At 43.1% G+C, this 24,688-nt stretch carries 22 protein-coding genes; 7 read left to right on the forward strand and 15 right to left on the reverse strand.

Going from position 1 to position 24,688, the window contains the following annotated elements; genetic code table 11:
* Positions 1 to 76: 76 nt before the first annotated feature.
* From DYD21_RS19445 to DYD21_RS19460, 4 genes are all read right to left on the reverse strand, one after another.
* Entirely contained in the window at positions 77 to 403 is a 327-nt protein-coding gene (locus DYD21_RS19445; protein ID WP_233505592.1) for a helix-turn-helix transcriptional regulator, read from the reverse strand.
* A 151-nt stretch (positions 404 to 554) separates the two neighbouring features.
* Positions 555 to 1,958, reverse strand: a complete 1,404-nt coding sequence (locus DYD21_RS19450; RefSeq protein WP_116038686.1) for an NAD(P)(+) transhydrogenase (Re/Si-specific) subunit beta — start codon at positions 1,956 to 1,958, stop codon at positions 555 to 557.
* Positions 1,955 to 2,245, reverse strand: coding sequence for an NAD(P) transhydrogenase subunit alpha (locus DYD21_RS19455; RefSeq protein ID WP_116038687.1), 291 nt, complete (start codon positions 2,243 to 2,245; stop codon positions 1,955 to 1,957). The genes DYD21_RS19450 and DYD21_RS19455 overlap by 4 nt, the downstream gene beginning before the upstream one ends.
* A gap of 186 nt (positions 2,246 to 2,431) precedes the next feature.
* Positions 2,432 to 3,562 (reverse strand): Re/Si-specific NAD(P)(+) transhydrogenase subunit alpha, encoded by a 1,131-nt coding sequence (locus DYD21_RS19460; protein ID WP_116038688.1) that lies wholly within the window; start codon positions 3,560 to 3,562, stop codon positions 2,432 to 2,434.
* A 209-nt stretch (positions 3,563 to 3,771) separates the two neighbouring features.
* Here DYD21_RS19460 and trxB point away from each other — a divergent pair, with 209 nt between their 5' ends.
* On the forward strand, positions 3,772 to 4,749 hold the full coding sequence (trxB, locus tag DYD21_RS19465; protein ID WP_116038689.1) for a thioredoxin-disulfide reductase: 978 nt from the start codon (positions 3,772 to 3,774) through the stop codon (positions 4,747 to 4,749).
* A 135-nt stretch (positions 4,750 to 4,884) separates the two neighbouring features.
* On the opposite strand, the gene DYD21_RS19470 is transcribed toward trxB, so the two are convergent.
* Positions 4,885 to 5,256 (reverse strand): DUF4342 domain-containing protein, encoded by a 372-nt coding sequence (locus tag DYD21_RS19470; RefSeq protein ID WP_116038690.1) that lies wholly within the window; start codon positions 5,254 to 5,256, stop codon positions 4,885 to 4,887.
* Between the two features lie 89 nt (positions 5,257 to 5,345).
* Here DYD21_RS19470 and DYD21_RS19475 point away from each other — a divergent pair, with 89 nt between their 5' ends.
* Positions 5,346 to 6,887: a YifB family Mg chelatase-like AAA ATPase gene (locus DYD21_RS19475; protein WP_116038691.1), complete on the forward strand. Its 1,542-nt coding sequence runs from the start codon at positions 5,346 to 5,348 to the stop codon at positions 6,885 to 6,887.
* A 172-nt stretch (positions 6,888 to 7,059) separates the two neighbouring features.
* On the opposite strand, the gene DYD21_RS19480 is transcribed toward DYD21_RS19475, so the two are convergent.
* The 3 genes from DYD21_RS19480 to DYD21_RS19490 form a co-directional block, all read right to left on the reverse strand.
* Positions 7,060 to 7,782, reverse strand: coding sequence for an SDR family oxidoreductase (locus DYD21_RS19480; protein WP_116038692.1), 723 nt, complete (start codon positions 7,780 to 7,782; stop codon positions 7,060 to 7,062).
* Between the two features lie 231 nt (positions 7,783 to 8,013).
* The gene (locus DYD21_RS19485) at positions 8,014 to 8,994 is read right to left on the reverse strand and encodes a cobalamin-binding protein (RefSeq protein WP_116038693.1); all 981 of its coding nucleotides are present in this window, start codon (positions 8,992 to 8,994) and stop codon (positions 8,014 to 8,016) included.
* Positions 8,973 to 9,530, reverse strand: a complete 558-nt coding sequence (locus DYD21_RS19490; RefSeq protein ID WP_116038694.1) for a DUF6580 family putative transport protein — start codon at positions 9,528 to 9,530, stop codon at positions 8,973 to 8,975. Before DYD21_RS19490 ends, DYD21_RS19485 begins: the two co-directional genes overlap by 22 nt.
* Before the next feature lie 228 nt (positions 9,531 to 9,758).
* Here DYD21_RS19490 and tyrA point away from each other — a divergent pair, with 228 nt between their 5' ends.
* Positions 9,759 to 10,889 (forward strand): bifunctional chorismate mutase/prephenate dehydrogenase, encoded by a 1,131-nt coding sequence (gene tyrA / locus DYD21_RS19495; protein ID WP_116038695.1) that lies wholly within the window; start codon positions 9,759 to 9,761, stop codon positions 10,887 to 10,889.
* Between the two features lie 66 nt (positions 10,890 to 10,955).
* On the opposite strand, the gene DYD21_RS19500 is transcribed toward tyrA, so the two are convergent.
* Positions 10,956 to 11,450: a TspO/MBR family protein gene (locus DYD21_RS19500; protein WP_116038696.1), complete on the reverse strand. Its 495-nt coding sequence runs from the start codon at positions 11,448 to 11,450 to the stop codon at positions 10,956 to 10,958.
* 207 nt (positions 11,451 to 11,657) lie between these two features.
* Here DYD21_RS19500 and DYD21_RS19505 point away from each other — a divergent pair, with 207 nt between their 5' ends.
* Together DYD21_RS19505 and DYD21_RS19510 are read left to right on the forward strand one after the other, a co-directional pair.
* Positions 11,658 to 14,438 (forward strand): zinc-dependent metalloprotease, encoded by a 2,781-nt coding sequence (locus DYD21_RS19505; protein WP_116038697.1) that lies wholly within the window; start codon positions 11,658 to 11,660, stop codon positions 14,436 to 14,438.
* 11 nt (positions 14,439 to 14,449) lie between these two features.
* Complete coding sequence (locus tag DYD21_RS19510; RefSeq protein ID WP_116038698.1) at positions 14,450 to 15,040, forward strand: hypothetical protein; 591 nt, start codon at positions 14,450 to 14,452, stop codon at positions 15,038 to 15,040.
* A 354-nt stretch (positions 15,041 to 15,394) separates the two neighbouring features.
* On the opposite strand, the gene DYD21_RS19515 is transcribed toward DYD21_RS19510, so the two are convergent.
* Positions 15,395 to 16,246: a proline dehydrogenase family protein gene (locus DYD21_RS19515; protein WP_116038699.1), complete on the reverse strand. Its 852-nt coding sequence runs from the start codon at positions 16,244 to 16,246 to the stop codon at positions 15,395 to 15,397.
* 179 nt (positions 16,247 to 16,425) lie between these two features.
* On the opposite strand from DYD21_RS19515, the gene DYD21_RS19520 reads away from it, so the two are divergent.
* A complete protein-coding gene (locus DYD21_RS19520) occupies positions 16,426 to 17,355 on the forward strand; it encodes a DUF4097 family beta strand repeat-containing protein (RefSeq protein WP_158607381.1) in 930 nt (309 codons plus the stop codon).
* A 314-nt stretch (positions 17,356 to 17,669) separates the two neighbouring features.
* On the opposite strand, the gene DYD21_RS19525 is transcribed toward DYD21_RS19520, so the two are convergent.
* Entirely contained in the window at positions 17,670 to 18,608 is a 939-nt protein-coding gene (locus DYD21_RS19525; protein WP_116038701.1) for a glycosyltransferase family A protein, read from the reverse strand.
* 526 nt (positions 18,609 to 19,134) lie between these two features.
* Between DYD21_RS19525 and DYD21_RS19530 the strand changes: the two genes are divergently transcribed.
* Entirely contained in the window at positions 19,135 to 20,343 is a 1,209-nt protein-coding gene (locus tag DYD21_RS19530) for a glycosyltransferase family 4 protein (RefSeq protein WP_147303653.1), read from the forward strand.
* Between the two features lie 228 nt (positions 20,344 to 20,571).
* Here DYD21_RS19530 and DYD21_RS19535 read toward each other — a convergent pair whose 3' ends face one another.
* The 4 genes from DYD21_RS19535 to DYD21_RS19550 form a co-directional block, all read right to left on the reverse strand.
* Positions 20,572 to 21,480, reverse strand: coding sequence for a glycosyltransferase family 2 protein (locus tag DYD21_RS19535; RefSeq protein WP_116038703.1), 909 nt, complete (start codon positions 21,478 to 21,480; stop codon positions 20,572 to 20,574).
* Positions 21,481 to 21,506: 26 nt separating this feature from the next.
* The gene (locus tag DYD21_RS19540; protein ID WP_158607382.1) at positions 21,507 to 22,370 is read right to left on the reverse strand and encodes a polysaccharide deacetylase family protein; all 864 of its coding nucleotides are present in this window, start codon (positions 22,368 to 22,370) and stop codon (positions 21,507 to 21,509) included.
* 131 nt (positions 22,371 to 22,501) lie between these two features.
* The gene (locus DYD21_RS19545; RefSeq protein WP_199535616.1) at positions 22,502 to 23,134 is read right to left on the reverse strand and encodes a methyltransferase domain-containing protein; all 633 of its coding nucleotides are present in this window, start codon (positions 23,132 to 23,134) and stop codon (positions 22,502 to 22,504) included.
* 440 nt (positions 23,135 to 23,574) lie between these two features.
* The gene (locus DYD21_RS19550; RefSeq protein WP_116038706.1) at positions 23,575 to 24,591 is read right to left on the reverse strand and encodes a glycosyltransferase; all 1,017 of its coding nucleotides are present in this window, start codon (positions 24,589 to 24,591) and stop codon (positions 23,575 to 23,577) included.
* Between the last annotated feature and the right edge of the window lie 97 nt (positions 24,592 to 24,688).

Here is a 24,688-nt window from a genome sequence, read left to right on the forward strand (position 1 = left end):
GCGCCTGATGAGTATGTCTATTCAGTTTGATATGATGATGCGTATCCATTTTAGGAATCCAATAATCTTTGCCAGCTCAGCAGCAGGTTTTCACCAGTTGAGTTGTGAATTCGGATAGCAGGGAGTTCAGCTCTTTGATGCCATCGGGATTCAGGCAATAGCAGGTACGCACACCTTCCACCTCACCCGTTATCAGCCCGGCATTTTTCAGGGCTTTCAGGTGCTGGGAAACTGTAGATTGCGCAAGCGGTAAAATTTCCGTGATATCTCCGCAAAAACAGGTAGAGCGATCCGCCAGAATTTTAAGAATGGCGATACGGGCCGGGTGGCCGAGGGCTTTTGCAATCACCGCTGAACGTTCTATCGCCGGGTCATCCATGCTGATATTGCTCACTTTCGGCATAAGATTAGGGGTTATGTTAATCGTTTAATACCGATAAATTACACGGATCTGCAGTCAACATCAATTATGCGGAATTTCAGAGCAAAAGAAGAAATACCGGGATGACTTAGAATACATCCCGGTTCATAAAATGAAGAGGTTTAAATGGGTGTTAATCCAGATCTTTGATGGCAGAAGCAAGTTCCTGGAGAGATTTTTTGGCGTCACCAAAGAACATTTGGTTTTTATCAGCATAGAAAAGATCATTGTCAATTCCTGCGTAACCGTAACTCAAACTTCGCTTAAACACAATTGTGCGCTTAGCTTCATCTACATTCATAATCGGCATACCGTAAATCGGGCTGCCTGCAGTTGTTTTGGCGGCGGGATTCACAACATCATTCGCCCCGATAATCAGCACAACATCTGTTGATTTAAATTCCGGATTGATTTCATCCATATCATAGAGCTGATCGTAGGGAACATCCGCTTCGGCGAGCAGAACATTCATGTGTCCCGGCATACGTCCGGCCACCGGGTGAATGCCATACTTCACTGTAACGCCTTTTTCTTCTAAAAGATTTGCCACCTCTTTGATGACGTGCTGCGCCTGGGCAACAGCAAGTCCGTAACCCGGTACCACAACCACTTTTTTAGCATAGGAGCACTGAATGGCTACATCATCAGCAAATGTTTTCTGAACGCTTTTGTCGCCGCCATCTGCAGACACGGTTGTATCATCTCCGCCGCCAAATGAACCAAAGAGCACACTCAGCAGGGTTCGGTTCATCGCTTTACACATCACATTGGTCAGAATCAGTCCGGCAGCACCCACCAGCGCACCACTGATGATGAGCAGGTTATTATCCAGTACAAATCCGGCCATCGAAGCTGCGATACCGGAATAGGAGTTTAAAAGAGAGATCACAACGGGCATATCTGCGCCGCCAATAGGGAGTACGGTTAAAACACCGATCAGCAGGGCGAGGCCGAACAGGCTCCAGAATACAACCTGGTATTCCGGGTCAAACGTGAACCAGCCAACCAGGCCGAGTGCAACAGCAGTGAGAACCAGGTTGATGATATTCTGCCCGGGAAGTGCAATGCGTCCGCCCCCAATAAACCCTTTCAGTTTTCCAAAAGCGATGAAGCTGCCGGAAAATGTGATCGAACCGATTAAGATACTTAGACCTGTAGTCACCAATCCGTCTGTTGGGATCAGTGCGGGTTCAAGCCGGGCGAACTCTCCCCACGCTACAAGAGCAGATGCGCCTCCGCCAAAACCGTTAAAGATAGCAACCAACTCAGGCATGGCGGTCATCTGAACTTTTTTAGCTAAAAATATGCCGATTAAACCGCCGAGAACCACACCGGCAACGATAAACTCAAAGCTAATGATCTCGCGATTAAAAAGAGTAACCACAACACCCAAAAACATACCAAAGGAGGCGAGTTGATTTCCCGACCGGGCTGTAGCGGGCGAACCGAGACGCTTAATCCCTACAATGAAAAAGCCGGTTGCAATGAGATAGATGAGCTGGATAACAATATGCATATCTGGTAAGAATTCGCTCATCCTTTATCCTCCTTTTTTTTGAACATCTCCAGCATGCGGTCGGTCACCATAAAACCGCCAATCACATTGATGGTAGCGAAAACAATGGCCGCAAAACCGATCCACTGTGCGTATACCGATTCCGAACCGCCTGCAATAATCAGGGCACCGATCAGGGTGATCCCCGAGATGGCGTTGGCACCCGACATCAGCGGAGTGTGAAGAGTAGGAGGCACTTTTGTGATCAACTCAAACCCTACAAAGGCGGCAAGCACAAAAATGAAAAGGTTAAATATGAGATCTTCCATGATTTATTTGTCGTGAGTCATGAGTTGGTATCGGTTTCAATAACTGAAAAACCGGTAAACTCAGGTTGTGATTTTATAGCTCTGAAATTTTTCTGAAGTGTTGCGAATCTTTTGCTGCCGAAAGACCAGGTCTATCCGTCAATTCGATCGATCCCCGGTGGTTATAGAATCAGACAGTTCCCGGTTCTACTGCATATTCTCTTTTACAAATGGAGAAATCAGCTCGCCATTATGCGTAACTGTGGCGTTTACAATGATTTCATCATCAAAATTAAAATTGGGTTTGCCATTCTCTAAAAGTAAATCGAGCAGAGAGAGCTGATTTTTTGAATACAGCTTACTGGCGTGAAAAGCGAGCATCGACGGAATATTGAGCGGCCCCATAATGGACACGCCGTTATGCAGAACGGTTTCTCCGGCTTTTGTGAGCTCACAGTTTCCGCCCTGCTCGGCTGCAATATCCACAATCACGGAACCGGCTTTCATGTCATCGACCATCGCTTTGGGGATCAGTTTCGGTGCCGGCCGGCCGGGAACCAGCGCTGTGGTGATCACAATATCAGATTTTGCAACGTGATCGTGCACGAGCTGCTGCTGCTTCTCTTTGTCGCTTTCCGTCTGTTCTTTGGCATAACCGCCTTTGGTTTCGGAATCTTCGCCTGCATCTTCTTCCGCCTCAATAAAACTGGCACCGAGACTTTCAATCTGTTCTTTAACGGCTGAACGGATATCAAACGCTTCAACGACTGCTCCAAGTCGTTTTGCCGTTGCAATGGCCTGGAGGCCGGCAACACCTGCACCCAGAACAAGAACCTTCGCCGGGGGGATGGTTCCTGCCGCGGTCATCATCATCGGCAGATATTTATCCAGCTGATTTGCACCCAGCAGTGCGGCTTTATAACCAGCTATATTGCTCATGGATGAGAGTGCATCCATCGACTGCGCCCGGCTGATGCGCGGAATCGTATCCATCGCCAAACCGGAAATATTAAGCTCCTTCAAAACGTCCACATAGTCGCTGTTCTGAAGCGGCCAGATAAAAGAGATCAGCACACTGCCCGGTTTCATTTTTTTCAAATCCTCCACAGCAGGTGCCTGTACAGCAAGCAGAATGTCGCATTCGGATAAAATTTTCTCGCGCGATGGTTCTATGGTTGCACCGGCTTCGGTGTACGCTTCATCGCTGTAGCTGGAATCTACCCCGGCCCCTGATTCAACCACGATTTCCTGACCTTCACCGGTTAGTTTTTTAACCCCTTCAGGCGTGATGGTTACACGTTTTTCGTTTTGTTCCGTTTCTTTACAGACCCCAATCATTTTTTAGCTCCTATAACATGAGTATTCGCACAAACTTAGGGAATTTTGAACGTTTTGCAACTCAAACTTTAATTTGGAAACGTTTCCATAACAAAAAATTTGAAAAATGTTGCCAAAACCTATGATTTCAATAGAAAAGATCAACTAAAACAGGCAATAAAAATTTGTAACTTAGAGCGGAAAAAATAAAAAAATCAATCATGCGATAAATGAAAGATATAGAAGGAAAAACATTCGATGTAGTGATTATCGGCAGCGGTCCTGCCGGTTTAACGGCAGCTCTTTATGCCGCAAGAGCAGACCTCAACCCTATTGTTTTTGAAGGTCCTGAGCCTGGAGGCCAGCTTATGCAGACAACCGATGTGGAAAATTATCCCGGGTATCCCGAAGGTGTAATGGGACCAAAAATGATGGAAGATTTTCGTGAGCAGGCCAGACGTTTTGGTGCAGACTGCCGCTACGGGTTTGTGAATCAAATCGAATTCGGCGATCGCCCATATAAACTTACGGTTGATGAAGAGACCACGGTATATGCCAAGTCGATCATCATTGCAACAGGTGCATCAGCCAAATGGCTGGGAATTGAGAGCGAGCAGAAACTTCGCGGCAAAGGTGTGAGTGCCTGCGCTACATGTGACGGAGCTTTTTTCAGAAATGAGCACGTTGTGATTGTTGGCGGCGGTGATACAGCTATGGAAGAGGCAACGTTTCTTACAAAATTTGCCAGCAAGGTATCGGTCATCCACCGGCGTGATGAACTCCGTGCCTCTAAAGCGATGCAAAACCGCGCATTTAAAAACGATAAAATTGAGTTTATCTGGAATTCAGAACTGGCCGAGGTGCTGGGTGACAAGGTTGTTGAAGGCGTAAAAGTAAAAAATCGCAAGACAGGCGAAGAAACGACACTCGATGATGTAACCGGCGTATTTGTTGCCATCGGCCACAAACCGAATACCGATCTGTTTAAAGGTGTGCTAACAATGGATGATGTGGGATATATTCAAACCAAAGGACAATCCACAGAAACAGATCTGCCCGGGATTTTTGCCAGCGGAGATGCGATGGACCCGATCTATCGCCAGGCTGTTACTGCTGCAGGAACCGGCTGCCGCGCGGCTCTCGACGCCGAAAGATTCCTTGCTGATGCTCAAAGCGAAGAGGCGATTGCGCAATCACACTGGAAGTGATCAAAAATCGTAATACAAAATTAAAAAAGTCCGGCACCGTAAAAGTTGCCGGACTTTTTTTTAGCTTTTTTCTTTCTAAATCAGGGATAAAATGACTCTGAATTCCTGAAACAAATATCTGATTTCGGGAATGATTCAATTTTTATCTTTTTCCTCACCCTCACCCTCATTCTCATCACCATCCTCAATATCGATGATCTCACCGTCTACCTCATATTCATCGTCTTGCGGATCGGAATCATCTTCAACTTTCTCCACGATAACCTGAACGTCGTTGGCAAACATTATCAGCATGGTGATGGCGGATATGATGGGCGCCATAGCCGTAAAAAGTGCTGTGCCGGCCACACCCACGGTGAGCTGAGTCTGGAAAAGAATCCGTCCCTCTTTGTTTTTAATAATGAGACTGCGTGCATTTCCGGCACGGATCAACTTTCGAACTTCCCGGATAATTTCATCAATCGTACCGGTGATCTCTGTATACATTGTGTTTTCTGATGATGTCATGACCGTTCGGATTTATTTTAAAAAAAAGTGTAAGGAAACTGCGATTTACACCTCTTACTACGAAAGAGGGTTAATAAAGATTCAGAGTTATGTTATCAAAAGTATATTGCGCCTCCACTATCGGTGTGGATGCACGGTTAATAGAAGTTGAAGTGAATATGAGCGGCGGAGTTCCGAAATATTACCTGGTGGGGCTGCCGGATCGTGCGGTAAGTGAATCGAAGGACCGGATTGATGCGGCTTTGAAGAATGCCGGGGCACATTTTCCGCGCGGAAGAATTACCGTAAATCTTGCGCCGGCTGATCTTCCAAAAGAGGGAAGCGCCTTTGATCTGCCGATCGCGCTGAGTCTGCTGGCGGTTTCCGATCAGATCAATACAGAGAAAATGCCGAAATCGCTCGTACTTGGCGAGCTGGCACTCGATGGAAAATTGCGTCCGGTAAAAGGTGTGCTGCCAATTGCGGTTGAAGCACGCAACCGGGGCATTGAGTACCTGATTGTTCCCAAAGCAAACGGCGCCGAGGCCGGCGTTGTCGACGGAGTAGACGTGATGGCATTTGAATGCCTTGAAGATGTAATGCGCTGGTTTGATGACAGCTCAACACAAAGCCCCGTGCAGATCGATCCGGAATCGCTGTTCCACCAGAATGGACAGCAGGAGATTCTCGATTTTGTGGATGTGCGCGGACAGGAAAATGTAAAACGTGCGCTGGAAGTAGCTGCCGCAGGCGGACACAATGTTATTATGGTCGGTCCTCCCGGTTCCGGTAAAACGATGATGGCTCGGCGTCTTCCCACAATTTTACCTCCCCTCACACTCGATGAAGCACTTGAAACCACGAAAATTCATTCTGTAGCGGGGTTGTTGAAATCCGGCAAAGCGCTCGTTACAAATCGCCCGTTCCGGAGTCCCCATCACACGGTTTCTGATGTGGCACTGGTGGGAGGAGGAAGCATCCCCATGCCCGGCGAAATTTCGATGGCACACAACGGTGTCCTCTTTCTGGATGAACTGCCTGAATTCAAGCGAAGTGCCCTGGAGGTAATGCGTCAGCCTCTTGAGGATGGATCGGTGAGTATTTCCCGGGCACGAATGAGCGTAAACTATCCGAGCCGAATTATGCTGATCGCATCGATGAATCCATCTCCAACCGGCGACTGGCACGATCCCGATAACCCGGATAGCGCAACCGGAATCCAGATGCAGCGGTATCTTGGGAAAATCAGCGGCCCGCTGCTCGACAGAATCGACCTGCATGTTGATGTTGACAAAGTTGGTTATGAAGAACTTTCATCTAAAGCAAAAGGAGAAACATCTGCCGATATCAGGCAGAGGGTGGTGGCAGCACGTGAAATTCAAAACCAGCGGTTTATGGGCGTGAAAGATGTATACTGTAACGCACAGATGAATACGAAACTGGCGCGCAAAATCTGTCCGCTGGATGAGAGCAGTGAACAGATGCTGAAAAAAGCGATGAATTCACTGGGATTGTCGGCACGGGCGTACGACCGAATTTTGAAAGTATCACGAACAATTGCTGATCTCGATTACTCTGAAATGATCCGTTCCAACCATATTGCCGAGGCGATACAGTACCGGAGTCTCGACCGCGAAGGATGGCTGGGATAGTACGCAGCATAATACCGCGAATGGGGGATCGCTAAAATCGGAACAAACCGCTGAGTTCGTGGTTTGACCTATTATGAGAGATCAGCCAACATATGAAAAACAGAACTGGGATTGGGTTTTTGCCCTGCCGTTCATCATCATGATTCTATATCTGATGCTGGGATAACTGTACTCAAATACGATCCAGAACCCAGTTGGGCGTAAGCTTAATCAGCCATGCAACAAGCCGCCAGCGTCGCGTAACGTACGAGTACGATTTTTTCTTCTCGATATCTTTTAACATCTGCTTCACCGCTTTTTTCGTCTCCCCAACCCAGAAAAGTCCTTTCTTTCCTTCGATCATCTCGCTCTCAACAAATCCCGGCTTCACATCCGTGATGGTAATATCTTCGCTGATATTGTTACAACGCTGTCGATAAGCCTGCATGTAGGTAGAAATAAATGCTTTTGATGAACTGTACGGAGCAGCCCGGGATGATCCGAATAGAGATGCAATGGAAGAAACACCAACAATCTGACCGTGACCCTGTTTCCTGAAATATTGAAACGCTTCGCCAAATAACTGAACAAATCCGCTTACATTCACGTCGATCACTTTCTGTTCCATCGCGGTAATCGACGATGCTGGAAAGTTTGAAATCCCGGCGTTCAGCACGATCACATCCATGCCGCCCATCTGTTCAATCAATTTATTGAGCTGTATTTTTGCATCATCAAACTGAGTAACATCCATTTCGGCAAAGCTGAAATAGTTGCCCAACTCCTTTTTTAGATCCTCCAGGCGTTCCACCCGCCTGCCGGTTCCGCCCACATGATACTCCTTTTCAACACATTGCCGCGCGAGTTCTTCGCCAATTCCGGATGTAGCGCCGATAATGATTATTTTTTTTGACATATGTACAGATGCTTAGGCCTGAGCGGTAGAAATTATAAGTTTTAACCTGAGTTCGATTGTTAAATTATGAATGTAAAAGTCCCCCTTAAAAAAGGGGGATTGAGGGGGATGTTCACCAAATCTTGGTAAAAACCAATGGACACCCCTCTAAATCTCCCCTTGTTAGGGGAGACTTCTTAATGGCTAATTCAAAAAGAGTATAAATCGAACTCAGCTTTATAAGTTTTAAGTTTATGAGCTGTAACGGATCCAGCCCGAATCGCGGTATGTATCTACAGAGTTGAAAAACTCCGGATGGAAAATATGAGCCAGAATTTCTGCTGAGTCGGCCACCCTTGGACCGGGCCGGTTAAAATAGTGGTTTCCATCCAGAATGTAGACATTGCCTGTCCGTACAGCGCTTAGTTTTTGCCAGCCAGGTCTGGATTCGAGCGTTTGCATTTCGGAAAGGGTTCTGCTGATAGGATAACCGCACGGTAAAATTAAAAGGAAGTCGGGATTTACCGCGCAAATTTTATTCCATTCGATAAACGGAGAGTGCTTACCGGCCGTGGCAAGTCTGTTTGTTCCGCCAGCGATCTCAATCAGTTCCGGAATCCAGTTTCCCCCCGTCATCAGCGGATCGATCCATTCAATGGCAACCACATCCGGTTTTGGGAGTGATCCCGTTCGTTCTCTCAACTTTGAAAACCGGGATTGAATCGATTGAATAAGCTCTTCGCCTCTCTCCGGCACGCCAAGATGTCCGGCCACGATTTGAAATGATTCCAGCATAGAGTTCAGATCGATCGGCGAAGGGGAAATGATATTGCAGTTTTTCCCAAGCTCCCGGCGCAGGGAATCAGACAGATCGGACAGCGAAACAGCACAGACTTCGCAGTGATCCTGTGTGAGAACAGCATCCGGTTTAATTTTCAGAAGTTTTTCATCATCCACTTCATAAATTGAGAGCGCCTGCTTGAGCAGTTCAGTTACCGATTGATGAATTTCTGCATTATCCTGATCGGGAGAAACGTTATAACGGGGTGATGTGAGCACCGGTAAAGAAGTCACAGATTCAGGGAAATCACACTCATGAGAACGCCCGGAAAGACGGGATTCCAAACCTAATGCACATACAAGTTCTGTTAATCCGGGAAGGAGTGATGCAATCGAATCCGGTGTTTTCAGGTTGCCGGAGTTTTTCTCTTTCAGGCTTGAGCGAATGATAATTCAGGATATTTCAGTTTCATAAACTCATATCCGCCGAAAAGGACACCACAGTAAACCAGGTTGCCGGCGAGCGTATAGTGAAAAAACGGAATAGCTGCGGTATAGCAGAGAATTAAGCCCTCAAACGTGAGCGGATACATCGGGCTGGCGAGCCAGACTCCGAAGTTGCTGATCACATAAAAAATGACCGATCCGCCAATTGCACCGCTAAGAACACGCGGAAGCGTAATTTTATCAAAAAGGTAAATACCGAGAATGACAATCATCGCAAATGCGCCATAGATATATAAAAAACCGGGAGTGAAGAGCGAAAAACCATCATAAAAAGCAGCATAAACAAAATTATTCAGGAAAAGATCACTAAGCCATAACGCAAGGATAGGAATGATAAATGCCCACTTCTTTTTTGGGAAATATGCCGCTCCAAAAAGAGCAATTGCACCAAGCGGAGTGAAATTAGTAGCATGGGGCAGCAGCCGTGAAAGTGCTGCAAAGAGGATAAATCCGGCGATGATGTAAAATGCGTTCTTTTTCATAAATAATCGTAGAGTTGAATTCAATAAGGTAAAATAACAGAATTTTAGGAAAAGTGTGGCTTCCTAATCAGTTAAATTCGGCAAAATTTTCTTAATGCCTTTTAAAAAGAGATTGGACAAGCTCCACAATTTTAAGCTACTTTTGTGTCTGACTGAAACGGGAATGGATGAACTCATTAAAAACCCGTTTCATCTTTTTATTAACCACGGATCTATCAACTAATAAAGATGGCTAATAACTCCGATCTGACCGCACAGCGGAAGCGAATTGACGAAATTGATCAGAAAATTCTGGATTTACTGAAAGAGCGCAACCATGTGTCGCGGGATGTAATTGAGTATAAAATTGAGAATCAGCTTCCGGTTTTTGTCGCCGCACGGGAAGAAGAAAAAACCGAACGGTTCAGGGATATGGCACGCAAACGGGATCTCGATCCTGATTGGGCTGAGGATTTTCTTCGGATGATTATGTCTGCATCGCGCGCGACACAGTCGACCAATACCTTTCCGCGCGCAACGGATGAGCCGAAAAAGATACTGTTCGTAGGCGGAGAAGGCGGCATGGGTGCGCTTTACCGGCAGGTTGCGGAACAGAGCGGCCATACCACCTACAGCATTGATAAGGGAAACTGGTATGAACTGGAGGAAATTGCCCCTGCACTCGATTTGGTAATCGTAACAGTGCCGATCAACGTTACGATTTCGGTGATTGAACGCCTTGGCGGCAGGCTGAGCGATCATACAATTCTGGCTGATTTTACCAGCAATAAATCGGAGCCGCTCAAAGTGATGATGAACGCACACTGTGGTCCGGTTGTAGGACTCCATCCAATGCACGGCCCCGATGTGCCGAATCTTTCAAAGCAGCTGATGGTTTTCTGTGATGGGAGATCACCGGAAAAATCGCAATGGTTCAAGGAGCAGTGCCGGCTATGGGGTATGCGGATCATTGATGCCGAGCCGGATAACCACGATCACGTGATGAACCTGGTACAGGGACTGCGCCATTTTGTGGCCCTGCTGCACGGTTCATTCATGAAGGATTTTAACCTGAATCCACATGAAATGCTTGAGTATTCAAGCCCCGTTTACCGGGCTGAATTGATGATGACAGGCCGGATTTTCGCTCAGGATGCTGAACTGTATGCCGATATTGTATTTGCCAATAAAGAGCGCCGCGAACTTCTGGTGCAGTTTTTTAACCACCACAAAAGCCTGATTGAAATGGTTGAAAAAGATGATAAACGCGGTTTTGTAAAAGAATTTGAAGCAGTCACCGATTATTTTGGACGATTTGCAACTCAGGCACTGAAAGAAAGCGGATACCTGATCAACCGGCTGGCAGACAGATTTTCATGATAGATATTAGATGTGAGATGAGAGATTTTAGAGTTTCACTTCTCACTTCTCACTTCTCACTTTTCATCAGTTTATCATCCAAATAGTACCATTGAGAACAGTTGCGAATGAAACCCACAGAATGTACGGCACCATCAGCCAGCCGGCCATTCTATCTTTTTGATAAAAAAGCCAGGTGGTATAGATAATGGCTGCGAGCAGCAGAATGATCTCAGCAAATGCAAGGCCGGGATTTTGAGCGTTAAAAAATAACTGCGACCAAAGGCCGTTCAGAAACAGCTGAATTCCGAAAAAGGAGAGTTCTTTTTTACTGCCTGAAAACCCATCAACCAGCCAGATTCGCCACGCTGCAAGGGCCATCAGGGTGTAAAGGAAGGTCCAGACCGGACCAAATAGCCATCCGGGAGGATTCCAGCTGGGCTTATTGAGCTGATCGTACCACTCCGATGAAGCAATTCCGGGAGATACCTGCGCCCCGGTCCATGCGACCCCGAAACAGATTAAAATAAAGGTTATGAGAACTCCTGCCGATAAAAAACGGTGTCGGGTGCTGTTGTTCATATTTCTTTGGACTTATATTCGTTTGTTCTGCAATAAGCATGATTTGAACTAATAAATCGGCTATATCATTTGATTAGGCATAAATTTGTCAATACGTGGTTTACCCCGATTAAATCGCAAATGGGTATTTCAACTGTACTAACCATGTTATTACAATAGAAAAAGTAAACCGTTTATGTGCCAAAAACTGAAGCGAAATATATCCATATGAAGTCAATTTATACGCTTTTTCCTGCTGTTCTGTTTACCGTTTTATTGATATTCCCGTCGAGCCTTTTCGGGCAGAATACGTATTTGCTGAACACATTTGACGGGGCTCAGAAACAGATGGTGTCCGAAACACACTCGGGATTAACCCATGAACGATCCTATTTTTCTTTGAACAGGGAGCCGCTTCAGGAGCGTGAAATGAATGTTGGAGATTACATGAAGGTGCAGTTACGCGAATCGCACGGCTCAATACTTAAAATTACACGAACGGAACAGTTTACAGAAAATACGGTCTCTTATATTGCTCGTTCAGAAGAGAATCCCGATGAGATGTTTGTGTTTACCTACTCCGATGGACGGATCCACGGGCTTTATCATCAATCTCACGAAGAAGCTTTCTTTTTTGAGTATGATCCGGCAATGGAACGCCACTATATCGCAACAGGAACTCCCTTTCAGGATGATCCGCAGCACTGTTCTGTTCATGAGATTGCAGATGATCTTCTTACTGGTTTTACCCATTCATCTGCGAAACAAAAGGCTGTTTCTGTTGACGGACGCCAGATTCCACATTTGAATGCACCCGGCGCGGTCTCAGATGATGAAGTGACGATCGATTTGCTGATTCCCTACACAGAGAATGCCAGAATTTGGGCAGAGGCGGATACCAATTTTTATTCGATTGACGCAGTCATTGCACAGTCGTTAAATTTATCTCAATCAGCTCTTGATGTAAGCGAAATTCATATCAATCTGCGGGTAGTTCACTACTACGAAACGGGATATTCGGATGATTCCATCGAAAACCTTGATGAAGATGATCCGAACTATGTAGCGCCCGGTGATCACCTGAGGCGGCTCACACGTGATTCCGAAAACCCGTTCGATCTCTGTGGTCGACGATCAAACTGCAGCGAAAGTGACTTCGATGGCTATTTTGATGAGGTACATCAGCTTAGGGATCAGTATGGGGCCGATCTGGTTGCGGCATTTTTAAGCGAACCCAACACCGGTGGCATTGCATGGCGAAGCACATCAGTAACTGGGCTGCCTCAATATGGATTTTCTGTGAACCGTATTCAGCAAGTCGCAAACAACTACACGCTGATCCATGAAATAGGCCACAACATGGGAAATGCACATGCGCGCAATCAAAATCAGGCAGAAGCGGGCGAATTTGGAGGGATTTTTGTCTACTCAACCGGAAATCGGTTCTCTGGAAGTTCAAATGATTACGCTACGGTAATGGCGTATGATCAGGATGGATTTCAGGGTATCCCGAATTTCTCAAATCCCGATGTTCTGGTTTCCGGAATAGGTACGGGAACATCAATTTTTCATACCGGTGAAGCGGGACCGTCCAACAGTGCTTTGAGTATGAACCAGTTGCGGCGTGTCATTGCATCTTACCGTCCGACCCGAACCGATCCACCCGTGGCAGATTTTGCGGATGTTTCTGTTTCTGTTGAGCTCAATCAGGAGAACAGCACGGCAACTGTTCCGATCACGATCAGCAATACCGGGGATTCAGATTTGATTTGGGATATCGATTTTGACATCGCCAGCAGCACGATTGCCAAACGGCAACCCACGAATGGGTTTGAAGATGCTGTGCAGCCGGCATCTGTGGATTTGTCCGGTTCGGGCGGCGGAATGCTTACATACAGTGATGGTCCGGGTGTTCTCTTTTCGGCTGGTTTTGAAGCCGGAGAAGGTTTTACAACCGGGGATCACCTTGCACTGGCGGGATGGCGGGCCTCTTCCGAATCCGCTCTATTTGAAATTTCGGATGAAAATCCATCAGGAGGAACATATAATCTTCGGCTGCCCAGGCGATCGGGCACTTCAAATTCTGTGGGTGCCCGCTCCCCGTTTTTTGGAACCCAGCCGACCGGCGAATTTCGCATCTCGTTTGATGTTGCCATCAGGAACCTGTCGTTTGGCAGTTCAGGAGAAATATTTGATATCTATTTTTATGACGCTTCCACAGGTTCGCTCTCATCAGGTGTAATCATAGACTCCGAAAATGTGTGGGGATGGGGTGCAGGTGAAGATGGGCAGGGCGCGTTTTCAAGTTTTATCGGCTCCATCACAGAAAACGACAAGTATCATTCGTTTGAAATTCATTACAATCCAAACAACCGAACCATTGATTATTCGGTGAACGGGGTGCAAGCAGCCTCCAGTTCATATGCACCGGGAAGGACTCCCGATTACATGTATATTGGGAACAGAAATGAAGTTTCCGGGTCTTATATAGATATTGATAATATTGAAGTTCGCAGGGAATTCACACCGTTTAACTGGATGAGTGTGCCCCGGTTTGAGGGAGTGGTTCAGCCCGGTTCGACCCAGTCGGTAGATCTGGTGTTCAACGCTGTGGATGTGGAATCAGGATCATACGAAACGGTTTTACTGCTGAGAAGTAACGATCCGAACAACCCGGTGTTTGAACTGCCGATATCTGCCGAGATTGAAATGGCCACTTCAGCGCAAACAGAAACTGATTTACCAAATAGGATATCACTGAAACAAAATTATCCCAATCCGTTTAACCCAAGCACCCGAATTCAGTTCAGATTGAACGAATCTTCAGATGTTCGCCTTGATGTGTTTAACGTTGCCGGACAGAGGGTTGCTACGCTGGTAGATGGCATGATGAGTGCCGGATCACACGAGCAGACATTCAATGCATCCGGGCTGTCAAGCGGTGTCTATTTTTACCGGCTTCAAACACCAAAAGAATCCCTGACGAGACAGATGATCCTTGTGAAATAAAAATATAGCAGATGAAACAAATCCTACAACTCCTCCTTGTACTTCTCATAAGCCTTTCGGTTTTTTCCTGCAGTGACGAACCGCAGCGTTCAGAGGTCGAATCGCAAGAGTTTGAACAAAATCATGTTATAAAAGATCTCCCAAGATTGATGATGCAGTCCGGAACAGAATTCTTATTTATCCCTGTCGGCCATTTGACGGAAGAGTTTCGAACGCCTGAACATATTGACCGCGATGCCGTTCGTTCCTTCATATTTGTTCAGCCTAACGACAGCCTCGACCAAATCAGGCAGTATGAAAGCGGCAGGGTTGTAGAACTTTCACTGGATGAGGATCTTCGGATTTCAGCAAGAATCAACAGAAACCAGGCGATGGGCCAGCGAATACGCAATCTTTCTGCAACAATCCAGGAGCCCTATGAAGGTGTGATCACACTTTCCGTGGATAGCACACGCATAACCGGAAACATCGACCTGGTCAGCGAAAACAGACTTTTTCATTTGCGATACGACTCACTGAGTGACCTGCACTACCTTGCGGAAATCGACCGGGAAAAACTGGATGTGATGGATGGGGATGGTCCGCTGCAGGTGATTGATTAAGCCAGATAATCAATAGATGATAAATAGCTGCCCAAAATATTTATCAGGTTAAATAAACAGAATCACAACTGTACAAAACGATAAAATAATTTAAAAGAAGTTTGAAACCCTGAATACGATCTGTTCTTCTTTTCGCAGATTATCGCTGAGTTTATCGCAGATATGCGCAGAAAATCTTCGGGAATCAGCGAATTCATCCTCGTAACTCTGAGATAAAAAAAAGGGATCGATTTTCGGTCTAAAAAAATATCTATTCCGAATTAACAGAAACGAAGATATTTGATCAATTTTCTAAATGTTTTGACAGTGTCAACTCATCACTAAACACTAAAAACTATTAAAGAGCTTCAGCTCTTACTTCTTAAACATCGTAGATGCCACAAAGAAAATATTCTCTTTTCGTTCCAGGAGCCTGCGTTTGAAATAAGGGAACCACATTGTGCCGTAAGGAACGTAGACTCGTGTATTATACCCTTCATCAGTCAGTTCAATCATCGTCTCTTCCCGAAGCCCGTACAGCATCTGGAATTCAAACCGGGATTTGCCAAGATTTTGCTCAAGCACATACGTTTTTACCCAATCCACCAGTTCATCATCATGGGTGGCAATGCGTGGGTAGGTGGTTTTATCGAGTAAAATTCGGGCGTACTCTTTGAAAGCTTCCCGGATAGCCGGCATGTTCTGTAGTGCAATTCGCTCCGGTTCGCTGTAGGCTCCCTTGCAGAGACGTACATCGGCTCCGATCGAGGCCAGATCGGGAATGTCGTCCTTGGATCGGTGCAGGTACGCCTGGATGACAATACCCACATGTTTTCCGTACTCCTTAAACGCTTCTTTGAAAAGGTCGATGGTTATCTGGGTGTTATCAGACCCTTCCATGTCAATCCGCACAAAAGTGTCGTGCTCGCGGGCGCAATCAAGCAGCTTTGAAAGATTATTCATACAGTAGCTTTCGTCGATATCGAGGCCAAGCATGGTGAGTTTAATCGAAATGGTGCTTTTCAGGCCGGCGGTATGAATATTTTTAATAAGCTGGATATAGCTTTCGACGGTATCGTCAGCCATTTGACGATCCTTTACATTCTCCCCAAGCAGATCAAGGGTGACTTTGATGCCGTGGCTATTTAAATGGCGCACCTTAGGAATAGACTGATCAAATGTTTCTCCCGCAACAAATCGTTTTGCAAGTACAAAAGGTAATTTCATAATAGAACGCAAAGGGTTGAAAATTTTGGGATGATATTACAAAACTGATGCCGGATTCTCACTATAGAATTGCAACATTTTTTATTATCGGTTCGATTCCAGTGTAACATTATTTTGAGGATGGCCGTAATCAGTTGATAAACGGGCTGGTTAAACGAAAATAATAAACAGGTATGATGATGGATAAAATAAAAGCTATAACAGGAACTTTTTTAGCAATGATTTTGGCGTTTTTTTCTACGCTGACAGCACAGGAACATCCGGATGCTTATCGGTCAGAGCTTTTTCAAACCAGCGCATCCCCATCGGTAACGATCGAAACAAGCGGAGGTTTTATTGAAGTTCAGGGTCATGATGCGGATGAGGTGAGGGTGGATATGATTGTGCGGCGCGGTAACCGGGTGTTATCCCCATCGGATACCGATTTAAGTGATTTTGAGATAACGATTCACCAGGAAAATGACAGGGTGGAAGCGTCGGCAAAACGGAGTGGCGGAATCAGCCGATGGTTTGGCGGTGGTTCAAATATTTCGGTTAACTTTGTGATTCATGCGCCGCACGATTCAGAAGTGAAAGGAAGCACCAGCGGGGGTTCGGTAACGGTTAAGAATATATCCAACAGTGTTGATATGAGAACCAGCGGCGGGAGTGTAACGGCCGAGGCGATCTCCGGGAATGCAGATTTGCGAACTTCCGGCGGCAGTATAACACTCAATGACATTGAAGGAACACTTGTTGCCCGAACCAGCGGCGGTTCAATCCGTGCTGACGGACTTTCTGGCAGCTCCGAACTGGCCACCTCCGGCGGTAGCATCCGTCTCGAAAACATCAAGGGAAGCGTGTCGGCACGGACAAGCGGAGGCAGCATTCGTGCGCATATGCTGGAGTTCGATAACGATCTCGATTTCAGAACGAGCGGGGGAAGTATCAGTGTTCAGATACCGACTACCGAACATTTTGATGTAGATTTGCGTGGCAGCAGAGTGAATATTGATCTCAATAACTTCAGCGGGAACTCCGAAAGAAACCGTGTCAACGGCCGGATGGGCAACGGAGGCCCAAAAATAGCGGCAACAACCTCCGGCGGCAGTGTAAGTGTAGAGTATTAACCTGAGTCCGATTGTTAAATCATGATCGTAAAAGTCCCCTCAATAGAGGCTGTGAGAATTTACCCTCTCATTTGAGGCATTCATTATTTTTTAAGGTATGAAAGCTTGTATTAAAGCTCCTCTCCCTATCAAGTCCTGTTAGGGCACGATAGGGAGGGGGCGGGGGAGGGTCAGAAACTCCAGGGAGCTGAGAAAATGGCTGAAATCTTAATTTATTTAAGTGCATTTTCTTTGGAAAACAGTTTCCTCACAACCTTAATATAGGGGGATGTTCATCAAAAAACATTTCTGTATCAGGAATCAAATGCGATGTATTAAACCGCTTGATGTTCGGGGACAGGTATAGGATTGGATGTCACGTCAGACTTTGCAGATTTTTGGTGTGCTGGTTTAAAATCTTCAGGATTATTCTTAGTGTGTTTCTTCGGGCTTTTAAACCATCTCAATGGGGCTAATAAAAACGAGCCAATCTTAACTGCTGCAGAGTTTTTAAAAAGTTCTACGGTTTCTTTGAGCTCTTTTATCTCTTTTTCTTTTGTGTAAATTACATGTTCAGTGTATTCTTTAAAAAGGTCTCTGTGTTTCTGGACCATATATTTTATGATCTCTGGTCTTTTATGATAGACTCTGTCATACATAGAACCTTTTGTTTGGCGATAGTAAAAAAGATATTCCGGAATGGAATAAACAGTCCAGCCCTGTTTTGTAACATTGATAGCGAATTCCCAATCCTCATATCCTGGGATACCTTCATCATAGCCCCCGGCATCTATCCAGCATTCATATCTGAATAATAAACAAGAAACGGCATTATTTTTTACCAGAAAATCCGCAACGTCTCCACCGGTAAATTGATTGGTGCTAACTTCATTATCTCCAAACCTTTTAACATAGCAAGTAACCATTCCGGTTTCTGGCTGTGAATCTAAAGCATGGAGGGCTTTTTCAATAAAAGTGGGAGCAAATTTATCATCAGAATCGAGTGTGAGAATATATTCACCTTTGCTTCTTTTAATGCCGTAATTTCTTGCAGATGCAACATCCCCGTTTTCTTTATAATAAACCCTTGTGTTACGGGTGTCTATTTCCTTTAGAACCGTACGAGTTTTCTCATCATCAGATCCATCATCCACAATAATAATTTCAAAGTTCTGATAGGTTTGATTTAATATACTGTCTATTGCTTCATGTATATACATACCATGATTGTAGCAGGGAATGATTACACTTACTAAATTAGGATCTCGACGCATGGGATGGTCATTAGCTGATGTTGATGATACACCTTTTAAATACTTTGTATAATGAAAATATTGCTAAACGAAGAGAATCAAAATTTGAAATTGTTAATTAATGATTGGTTCAAAAATGAAAGTGAGGCTTTTTAGTGAGCTTATAATCATTCAATCCTACACATCAACGTATTCCAGTAATACTCCGGAGAGAAAATAGAATTCAGAATTGATTTATATTTTTTCAATTTTTATTGAGATATATAGTGATGCAGTTGTTTTGCTCTTGGTTAAAGCCGGAGCGAATTCCATAACCGGATATTTTCGATGTATAGGGAAGCTGACAGATTGAGTAGGATGTGAAAACTTAAGTATTGTGCCGCGAGTGGAAAAATTAGGTCAATATGGTGGAGATTCTTATTGAAAACAACAGAAATTGAAAAATAAGAATTGTTGCAAAACTCGTTAAAATAAAGTTTCTATAATAATTTACCTGTATGTTCAGTCATCCCTAGTGAATTAAAATATTGTCAAATAAGCCAAGTCAGTGAAAAGTATACTAAGAATTCATTTTCCCAAAATATTTAACTTTTTAAAAAGAGTAAAAAAGAAATTATTTAGTGATTCAAGAAATAATAATTTGGATAATTACAGTGCTGATTTTAAAACATATGAAGCAGCAATTCTGAAACAGCCTGTCGCTGACAGAAAAAGAGTTTTGCATGTAATAGTTAATTTTTGGACCGGTGGCTCTGCAAGGCTTGTGGTAGATTTGTTTGAAAATATGGGCCACGTGTACGAACAAACAGTTTTAACTAAAGATATTCCGGATGTTCCTGCATATACAGGATTTCCTATGATAATTGACGAGGATACTAAGGAATCAGGTTCAATTTTGAATAAACTAAATAATTTTAAGCCTGATTTAGTACATATTCATTACTTAGGCCATCAAAGGGATAAATGGGGTAAGAAAAGCTGGGAGTGGTATAACAAAATTTTTGACATAATTGAGGAATTAGACTGTCCTGTTATAGAAAATGTGAATATTCCTACAGACCCTTTTGAAAATAAAATTGTCAGCTACTATGTATATGTAAGTAACTTTGTAAGAGAAAAGTTTGCACAACCTCACCATCAAAACAAAGTGATTTATCCCGGCTCAGATTTTACTCATTTCAAAAAGTTAAAACCAACCGATATACCTGATAATTGCATTGGAATGGTGTACAGATTGGAGCGTGATAAAATAAATGAAGAATCAATCAAAGTATTCATAGAGGTTGTTAAAAAAAGAAAGGATACAAATGTACTGATTGTAGGAGGTGGAAGTCTGTTAGAAAATTATAAAAAAGCTGTGAATGATGCCGGTCTAAGTGAATCCTTTACATTTACTGGTTATGTTGCATATAATGACCTTCCACAATACTACAATAAGATGAGTGTATTTGTTGCTCCTGTCCACAGGGAAAGTTTTGGGCAGGTTACACCAATGGCAATGAATATGGGAATTCCGGTAGTAGGTTATGATGTAGGTGCAATACCGGAAATCATTGCAAATGAAAGACTGCTTGCCGATTCTGGTGACTATTTACAATTATCGGAAATCATTATCAATTTACTAGATGATCGTGGAAAACGATTAAATATTGGCGCCTCGAACCAGTTACGTGCTGAATCTTTATTTTCAGTAGAAGCTATGATTCAATCCTACGAGAAAATTTATCAAGAGGTTTTGTCTGGAAAGTCAGTATGAATCAATAACGTACATTTCAATTTCTGAGTTCAACCTTAGTAACTCCAGTTCTTAGGCATACTTCAAGTTGTACCTTCAAGAAAGTCCGAAATAATCCGCGATGGGATTATCCTCGACTTTACAAAACGAAAAAAACTGTAGCAAAATCATTAGTAGGCTTCATTACCCCTAACCAACCAATTGAATTCCCGAATCGTCGTTTGTGCTCGTCACTGGAATAGCAATAGCTTACTGGCTTGTGAAAACTCTTCGTATTTTATTTAGAATCCTTCGGGGCAAAGCATAAAATATTTTGTGGTATATAGGATGTGTATAAGGTAGTAGGTTCTTTTTTATAAGTTTATATACTTCGCTATTTTTCGAATCGCACTGCTCTAAATAACCTTTAAACCACTCTAAAAACTCTGTTCTTATTTTTATATATGAAGTATTATCTTTTATTTTAGCTGACGCTGAATCATCTCTTTGCCGATAATGATTATTACAAGAAGAAGAAATATAAACAGGTTCGTGATAATACATTTTACTTAAAAACACCTGATCTGTATAATTGCTATGAAAAGAGTCGACAAAACCTCCATATTTTTTAACAGCATCTTTTAAAACTATGATTCCACACATGCAGGGAGCAGCAGATCCTTTTTTTAGTGGATACAATTTGACACTTAGTTCTCCTGGCTTATATAGTTGGTTCTGAGGAACTCCTATTAATTTCATCTCATCATCTTTTTGTTCATTATACCAACTGTTCCAATACACGGTCGCTTCACAGACCATTGTTGCTTTAGTATTATTGAAGTTTTTCACTTGGTTGTCTAAATAATTTGGTTCGAATATATCGTCTGCATCTAAAAAGGCAATTAGTTTTCCTTTGGCATGTTTGATTCCTAAATTTCGACTGGCACTTGCCCCTCTGTTGCTGTGATTTGCATGTTCTATATATCTAATCTGATCTGCATAAGAGCTGGCGTATTCCTTGGCTACATTTGTACTGTTATCAATTGATCCATCATCAACAAGGATCAATTCCCAATTTTCATACTGTTGCTTAATAACACTTTGGATGGTTTCCTCTATAAATTCCTCTTCATTATAAAAAGGAGTGATAACAGATACAGATGGAGTTTTCTGATTCATAAATATGCGGTTTCGTTAGTTTTTCATTACTTTCTGAGCCAATTACTCAGACTCCGTTCAAAGTTTTTCTGATTCAGGTCTGTAACCTGAAACCTGCCAATTTTATAACGATCTGTTTTTTTAACGACTGGTTTGGACGTGGTTGTGAAGGCTGCCGAAAAGGCACGCTCTTTTAAGATCTGAATTGTTGAGCTATTAAAGTTTCCGGATGGATAGGCAAAGGATCTGATTTTTTCATCTAAACAGTTTTCAAGAAAATTCTGGTTCTCCACTATTTCCTTTTTTTGTACATCTTTTGTATGCTTTGCTAAAGCTGGATGTGTTGAAGTATGTCCCCCAATAGTAAAAAGTGGATTATCGGATAGCAGTTTCAGTTGTTGTACTGACATTGTGCCCTCTACCTGACTATCATCTTCTGAAAGTCCCGCCCATTCCTTGACAAGCTTCAATAACTTAATTTGGTCATCTTTTTGTAGAGGGCTGAATAATTTCCAAAGCTTTACGTATAACTTGGTACGTAATGTAGGTGGCTGACTGGCTCCAAAATTGGCCTGCTTTGATCGTATTTTTTCATTTAATTCACAATCTTCTCCCAGATTAAAATTTATAGTCTCGTTTCTAAATGAGACTGAGAGAACAGAAGGTAGTTTATCAGTATGCACAATAATAGCTTCCAGCTCGTCCCACCAGAATGGCTGGCCGCCTAAATAGCTATCTGTGATAAAGAATGTTGCAGGCACTGAATATTTTTCCAGAAGTGGTTTTGCTGTGGTGAAATTATCCAGGTATCCATCATCAAATGTCAGCGCCACAGCTCCGTTTTGAATTTTTCCAGATTCAATTTGCCGTATTAATTCATGGGTACTGATTATTGAATAGTGTTCTTTCAAAAATTTAAGCTGGGCATTAAAATTTTCAGGGCTGACAGAAAGATTCCAGGGATCGGTTAAGGGGTTATTGATCCTGTGATACATTAAAACCAATGCACGGTTTTGGAACAGATATCTAAACTTCGGCAGTCTCATACTTTACCTTTCTTAACAGCCCTTACAGTGACCGTTACCTGCATATTGGGATCATGTTCATCTAGTTGATCTGTTGTCAGTTCATTCTCGCTCATTCCATATAAAAAAGCAGATGCGGAAAGAACATTACCATAATTATTAACTTCAAAAGTACCATCAGGAAAAGTCTCGGTCATGATTTTTTTCATCGCCATGTCGGTAAATGACCAATACCAGGTATATCCCCACTCCTCGTAATCGATTGGAGTGATTCCAGGTACAGTTACCAACAGAGTTCCACCGGGTTTCAGAATTCGATGACACGTTTTAAGAGCTTGCTTGAAATCGTAAATCAGGTGAAGTGTTTGAAGAAGTACAATACAGTCGAATGTACTATCCGGGATATGTGGAGCGTTACTAAGATCTCCAATAAATGTAGCCGATTCATTGCTTTCATCTACATGCAATACATCCATTTTAGTCACTTTATCACCACCGTATTTGCGGGTATATGTATTCTCACCAACTTCCAATACCCTGCCGCGAATACTGCCCGATTCTATTTCTAGAAACTTTTTTATATAGTAACGATCTACAGGGCCTCCTCTGTCGTAGCCGAATTTTTTGCTGAATGGAGTGGTTCTGTTCATGTCACCTAGGGATACTCTACCCGTCGGGGGAATAAAGTTTTTCCTAAGACCTGTCTGAAATAATTTTCTTTTCACAGAAACAGATAGAACTTGTCTGATTTTTTTAATCATTGATCGTTAATTATATTTTTTGGAGATATAGAGTTGAAATGAGACTCATGCTAAAAAGCATCGACCAATTCTATATAAAATTTCTATTCATAATATTATTTCGGTACACCCATTTACTAGCAAAAAAGAACTGCTAATCATAATTCTTTTTGAAAGGTTAAATATTGAAAACCCATTGAAAATGGGCATTTAATTCAATTTCATTTCAATGACTCGGAATTAAAATGTTTAATTTATTGATGGCAGTTGCCTCAAAATAATTAAACTGAACTTTTTACTGCGGTTATAAATTCAAATTTACTAATGAAATTAACCTCAGTAAATCAGAACTAAAATAAATCCTTTAATTTATTAGAGCTCCATGACGAAAGAAATTTTGCCAGCTGGTTGAAATTGCCGGTTTGGATCAACAAAGGAACTTTATCTTTCGTAGGAATTTTTTTCAGAAATGACTTAAGAAGATGCTCTTTTTTCATTTTTGCCGCCAGTTTTATGGAGTTCTCATCTCTGTTTATATTATCTTTTTTGAGAATGTGAGGGGTTATCACGTCCAGCTCGTTGATACATGAGGCCATATCTTTGACCCTCGGAGGGTTGCAAAGGGGATCGAAATGATTGCGATAAGCTTCCAGCCAATCATCAGGTATAGTATAATTTTCTCCTACAAAGTACCTGAGGTTTTCTTTAGTCTGTTCTATAGCAGTTGCCCTGTACTCTTCAGCCAAAACAGAATTTGACACACTTTGATTGGTTATGCGGTATTTTATGAGTATGTCATCCAAATTATGGATCAGGTATTTTCTTATAAGTTTTGACCATAAACGATAATCCTCGGAAAATGTTGACGGATACATTCCAGCATCTATAACGTGACGCCTTTTGTACATAACACTTGGATGGTAAATCCAGCAATAAAAGGTAAGATTAAAGTAAAATAGTTTACTGTCTCTCTGATATAAATAAAGCCTCTCACCAGTTTCAGAGATGACTTCCACATTTGATGACAGAAGGCTGCATTCCGGATGGGCTTCCAGGTACGTATACTGTTTTTCCAGACGATCGGGCAGGCTGATATCATCAGCGTCCATCCTTGCAATAAGATCAGAAGACGCTAGTTCAATTCCTTTATTTAGGGTTGCGCCTATACCCATATTTTGGTCATTTATAACCAGCCGTATTCGATCGTCGGTGTAGGAATTAATGATATCTAGGCTGCTGTCAGTTGACCCGTCGTCAATAATCAGGAATTCAAAGTCAGTGAATGATTGATTTAAAATACTATCAATCGCCTCTCTCAAATATTTTTCGGCGTTATACACCGGCATCAATACGGTTACTTTCGGCATAACTTATTTGTTAAATAGTACATTGCGCATACAATTACAGGTCTCTTATTCCTCAGCTTGAATGCGCTGAGTTTTAAAAAAAATACAGTAATCCTCA

Source organism: Rhodohalobacter sp. SW132 (genome assembly GCF_003390325.1).
Lineage (GTDB): Bacteria > Bacteroidota > Rhodothermia > Balneolales > Balneolaceae > SW132.